The 4750-nt window shown below is 51.3% G+C and carries 4 protein-coding genes; 3 read left to right on the top strand and 1 reads right to left on the bottom strand.

Going from position 1 to position 4750, the window contains the following annotated elements; genetic code table 11:
* The first annotated feature begins 85 nt into the window (after window positions 1-85).
* Both HOLDEFILI_RS17055 and HOLDEFILI_RS17050 read left to right on the top strand, forming a co-directional pair.
* Window positions 86-1177: an ABC transporter ATP-binding protein gene (locus tag HOLDEFILI_RS17055; protein WP_006061154.1), complete on the top strand. Its 1092-nt coding sequence runs from the start codon at window positions 86-88 to the stop codon at window positions 1175-1177.
* Window positions 1178-1360: 183 nt separating this feature from the next.
* Window positions 1361-2539, top strand: a complete 1179-nt coding sequence (locus HOLDEFILI_RS17050) for a metal-dependent hydrolase family protein (protein WP_006061153.1) — start codon at window positions 1361-1363, stop codon at window positions 2537-2539.
* 107 nt (window positions 2540-2646) lie between these two features.
* On the opposite strand, the gene HOLDEFILI_RS17045 is transcribed toward HOLDEFILI_RS17050, so the two are convergent.
* Window positions 2647-3522 (bottom strand): LysR family transcriptional regulator, encoded by an 876-nt coding sequence (locus HOLDEFILI_RS17045; RefSeq protein WP_006061152.1) that lies wholly within the window; start codon window positions 3520-3522, stop codon window positions 2647-2649.
* A 142-nt stretch (window positions 3523-3664) separates the two neighbouring features.
* On the opposite strand from HOLDEFILI_RS17045, the gene HOLDEFILI_RS18620 reads away from it, so the two are divergent.
* The coding region (locus HOLDEFILI_RS18620) for an FAD-binding protein (RefSeq protein ID WP_167317162.1) at window positions 3665-4750 on the top strand (1086 nt) is incomplete at its 3' end.

Here is a 4750-nt window from a genome sequence, read left to right as displayed (position 1 = left end):
AGCGACGATGAACCAGTTTCTGGGCGGTTACGATGATTTAGTCAGACTCATCCGCAGCTACATGATTAAATAAGGAGGAAAGACAATGGCAACGGTCAGTCTAAGAAATATAAATAAAGTATATGACAATAAGGTTCAGGCAGTCTTCGATTTCAATCTGGACGTTGAAGATCAAGAGTTTATCGTCTTTGTCGGTCCGTCCGGCTGCGGTAAGTCCACGACGCTGCGGATGATCGCGGGATTGGAGGAAATTACATCCGGAGAATTGGTGATCGACGGGCAGCGGATGAACGACGTGGCGCCGAAAGACCGCGACATCGCTATGGTGTTCCAGTCCTATGCGCTGTATCCGCACATGACGGTGTATGAAAATATGGCGTTTGGTTTAAAGCTGCGGAAAATGCCGAAGGAAGAAATTGATAAGCGGGTACTGGAAGCGGCGAAAATTCTTGAGATCGAAGAATATCTTAAGCGGAAACCAAAGGCGCTCTCCGGCGGCCAGCGTCAGCGTGTTGCGCTGGGCCGGGCGATTGTGCGCAATGCCAAGGTGTTCCTGATGGACGAACCGCTGTCCAACCTGGACGCGAAGCTGCGCGTGCAGATGCGCTCTGAAATCATCAAGCTGCATGAAAAAATCGGCGCGACGACAATCTACGTTACCCACGATCAGACGGAAGCCATGACTATGGCCAGCCGGATCGTCGTCATGAAGGACGGCTATATCCAGCAGATCGGATCGCCGAAGGAGATTTACAATCATCCAGTCAATATGTTCGTCGCCAGTTTTGTCGGCTCTCCGGCCATGAATTTCATTCCGGGAAAGATTGAAAACGGGAAATTTTCCACCGGGAAATACAGCGTTCAGCTGCCCGAGATGTATCATCCGCAACTACGGGAAATTGAAGGCCGCGAAGTGGTGTTCGGCATCCGTCCGGAAGATCTGCATTGCGAGGGGATCGTTGCCGAAACTTATCCGTCGTCGATCTTTGATTTTGAAGTCGACGTCTGCGAGCTGCTGGGTCATGAACTGATCCTGCATGGCGCGCTGGAAGGCAGTCCGTTAGTCGCCAAGGTTTCCGCTCGTACGGAAGCGGATTCGCATTCTCACCTTTCAATGGCAATGGATCTGTCGAAAATTCACATTTTTGATAAGGAAACAGAAAAAGCAATCTTTTAAGCAGGAGGCCGGAAGGCCTCTTTCGCTTAGTTTTTAAGACAAGCTTGTCAATCCTCGAGGAAGAACATCGGCGCGGGATGGCAGGACCTTGAGAACGGAAAGAAATGAAAATATTTTCAAGTTGTCTGAAAATGAAAATGCGCTATAATGAAAGATAAGAAAACAAATGAGGGGGAGTAATCAATGAAAAAATTCTGGATTCATGCCGGAACGCTGATCGACGGCACTGGCGCTGAACCAAAAAAGAACCAGGCCATCTGCATCGAAAACGGACGGGTTGCCGCGATCGAAGATTTCCATGGAAAGAACGAGGAAGAATGGGTGGATCTAAGTGAAATGACCGTGATGCCGGGCATGATCAACTGTCATGTTCACTCTTTATCTCCAGTGGGCATCAGCGACGAGGAAGAAAACGCGCTGACGACCATGGAAAAAGCCTGGTGGGGGATGAAGAACGCACACGATTATATCGACAGCGGCGTGACGTTTGTCCGTTCGCTGGGGTCTGAAAAATATTATGATCTGGAAATGAAAAAATGCATCGAAGAAGGAAAAGTCGTCGGACCGCACATGTTCTGTGCCGGCCGGGTGATTACGATGACCGGCGGCCATGGCTGGAAAAGCGGACTGGAATCCGATGGCGTAGACGAATGCCGCAAGCATGCCCGCGAGCTGTTGAAGCACGGCGTGGATCTGATCAAGATCATGGCAACCGGCGGCGTAATGACTCCGGGTGTGGAACCGGGCAGTGCGCAGCTGACGATGGAAGAAATGAAGGCGGCGATCGACGAGGCGCACAAGGCTGACCGCAAAACCGCGACGCATGCCCAGGGTACCCAGGGAATCAAGAACGCCCTGCACGCCGGCATTGATTCCATCGAGCATGGCATTTTCCTGGACGATGAATGTATCGATTGGATGGTCGAACATGGAACGTATCTGGTTCCGACGTTAGCCGCGCCGCGCTGCATTCTGGACGCCGGCGTGGAAAAAGGCATGAAGGATTATGTTTTGCGCAAAGCAAATCTGGTTGTCGACGCGCATATTGAAAGCTTTAAGAAAGCCTATCAGCGCGGTGTGAAGATCGCGATGGGCACGGATGCCGGCACGCCGTATAATTTCCATAACAATTCGGCGTTTGAGCTGGAACTGATGGTAGCCAACGGGATGAAGCCGATGGATGCGATCGTCGCTTCCACGCGCAACGGGGCCGACTGCATCGGTGTGCTGAAGGACTACGGTACGATTGAAGCAGGAAAAGTCGCGGATATCATCGCGATTGAAGGCGATCCGCTGCAGGATATTTCCTGTGTCCGCAAGGTCCGCACTGTTTATAAAGCGGGTGAAAAGCTGAAAGGCTGAAAACGGTGCTGTCTTGGATAATAAAAACAGCCGCGCTGATCGGATTGAAAAGTCTGATCAGCGCGGTTTTCTTTTGATTCTTCTGCAGGGGAAAGCTTTGGAAGTGTTTAAAAATGAAGTGCTTCCGTTTCGGCAATCTGCCGGACAAAGCGTAAAAATTCCTGGACGGCCGGACTGGGATCCTTAGCATAATGGAAACCATAAGCTAATGAATAATCCCAGTCGCACGGAATCGTCACCAAATCAGGATGGATATCCTTCCAGCACAACGGCGTCTGCAAACAATCCTGTTGGACGATACAGCGGCTGAAAACAGAGAGATCATAGCGCGGCACCTCGACGACATGAACACCGAGCGCTTTGGCTTCCTGCTGCAGACGATCCAGTTCATCAGACATGTTGGAACGGATGGTGACCAGTGTATAAGGCTGCATGTCCGCAAGTGTTAAACACGTTTTGGACGCTAACGGATGATCCCGCGCGACCGCAACGGCGATCGGGACCCGGAACAAACTCAGGAAGCTGCGGCTGTGCTGCCAGGGCTCGCCGTCATCAATTCCTTCTATAAGATCGGCTTTGTATGCTTCCGTATTCAAGGAAAGGTCAAGAAGTTCAATGGGGATCTGATCAGTTACTTCCTTTTGAAACCGTGTCCACAGCGGATAAAAAACACGGCATTTCATCAACAAACTCGTGCCGATCGTAATTTTCTGTTGATCCCGGCGATGAATCAGGATCAGATTTTCCTCAATTTCCCGGCAGGTCTGGATCAGCGGCCCGGCTTGTTGAAAAAGATAGTCGCCGGCCAGGGTGAGTTGAGTTCCGTGGCGTGTCCGTTTCAACAATGTCACCTGAAGATCCTGTTCCAAATTGTTGATTTGCTGGATCACGGCGCTGGGGGTAATGTAAAGTTTCTCAGCCGCTTTGGAAAAACTGCCGTTTTCGGCAACCTGAATAAACGTTTCCAGCTGATGATTAAGCATCCTTGATTCCTCCTGGTTCACTATCGAAAGCTCTCACTCTTGTTATAAGGTTTTCCTACAAACCATCATAAGGAATTCAGACTTCTTTTGCAAGTTGTTATGTGAAATAATGAACACATCGAGAGAAAAGGGAGGAAAAAACATGAGTTCTAAGAACATAACCCGCCGGGATTTCCTGAAAGGCGCGGCGGCCGGCGCGCTGGGCCTGGCGGCTGTCAGTCTGACCGGATGTGCTGTTAACGACGCTCCGGCCGCAAGCAAGGGAATCTATACGCCGGGGACGTATTCCGCAAGCGTCAAAGGTTATTCCAGCTATATTCAGGTAGAGATGACATTCACAGCGGATAAGATTACCGATTGTACTATCGCTGCTGACGGAGAAACGGAATCGATCGGAAAGGCGGCCGCGGACGAGCTGGCAAAACTGATCGTCGAGAAACAATCCGTGGATGTGGAAACAACTGCGACGGCGGATATCACCGTTCCGGCGATTAAGAAAGCCGTTGGCAACTGTATCGCCCAGGCTCAGGGGCTGGCCGCCGCTCTGAATGAAAACACAGACAGCGATTCCGAAGACTGGCTGGGTGAAGCTCCGGAGATCGCGGATTCGCAGATTACTTCCACATTGGATACCAGCCTGTTGATCATCGGCGCGGGCAACGGCGGGATGATGGCCGCGGCGACCGCGGCGGACGCCAAGATGGATTTCATCCTGTGCGAACAGAATGAAACGCTCGGCGATACGCGGCACTGGATCGGCGCGCTGGACACCGAAGCGATGAAAAAGGCCGGGGTCACAGTACAGAAAGATCGGCTGTTGAATGAAATTGCCCGCTACGCTTCCTATAAGTGCGATATGGATGTCATCAAAATGTGGATGAACAACAGCGCAGAGATGATCAGTTATCTGGAAAGCCTGGGGTTAAGCGCGTCGGTCAATATCGCGCATGAGAATCATGTCGGCGGCAACCATATGGAATACTATGTACCGTCGATCTGGCATACCATCAGCGCGCCGGAAGGCAGCGAGTTCGCCGGGACGATGGGCTGTGAGCGCAATCGCTTCCTGGAAAAACATATTCAGGACTTAGGCTATCAGGTAAATTATTCGATGACACTGGTGCGGCTGAATCAGGATGAAACCGGCAAAGTCACCGGTGCGATCTTCACCGACGCGAAGGGGGCCTATGTAAAAATCAATGCTGAAAACGTCATCCTGGCGACCGGC

Origin of the sequence: Holdemania filiformis DSM 12042 (assembly GCF_000157995.1) — a bacterium.
GTDB classification, from domain to species: domain Bacteria; phylum Bacillota_I; class Bacilli_A; order Erysipelotrichales; family Erysipelotrichaceae; genus Holdemania; species Holdemania filiformis.
Note: the sequence above shows the minus strand (reverse complement) of the source record. Positions and strands in the feature narration are given on the sequence as shown.

Coding starts and splice junctions, on each gene's coding strand:
- HOLDEFILI_RS17055 (WP_006061154.1), top strand. CDS start 86: ATGGCAACGGTCAGTCTAAGAAATATAAATAAAGTATATGACAATAAG.
- HOLDEFILI_RS17050 (WP_006061153.1), top strand. CDS start 1,361: ATGAAAAAATTCTGGATTCATGCCGGAACGCTGATCGACGGCACTGGC.
- HOLDEFILI_RS17045 (WP_006061152.1), bottom strand. CDS start 3,522: ATGCTTAATCATCAGCTGGAAACGTTTATTCAGGTTGCCGAAAACGGC.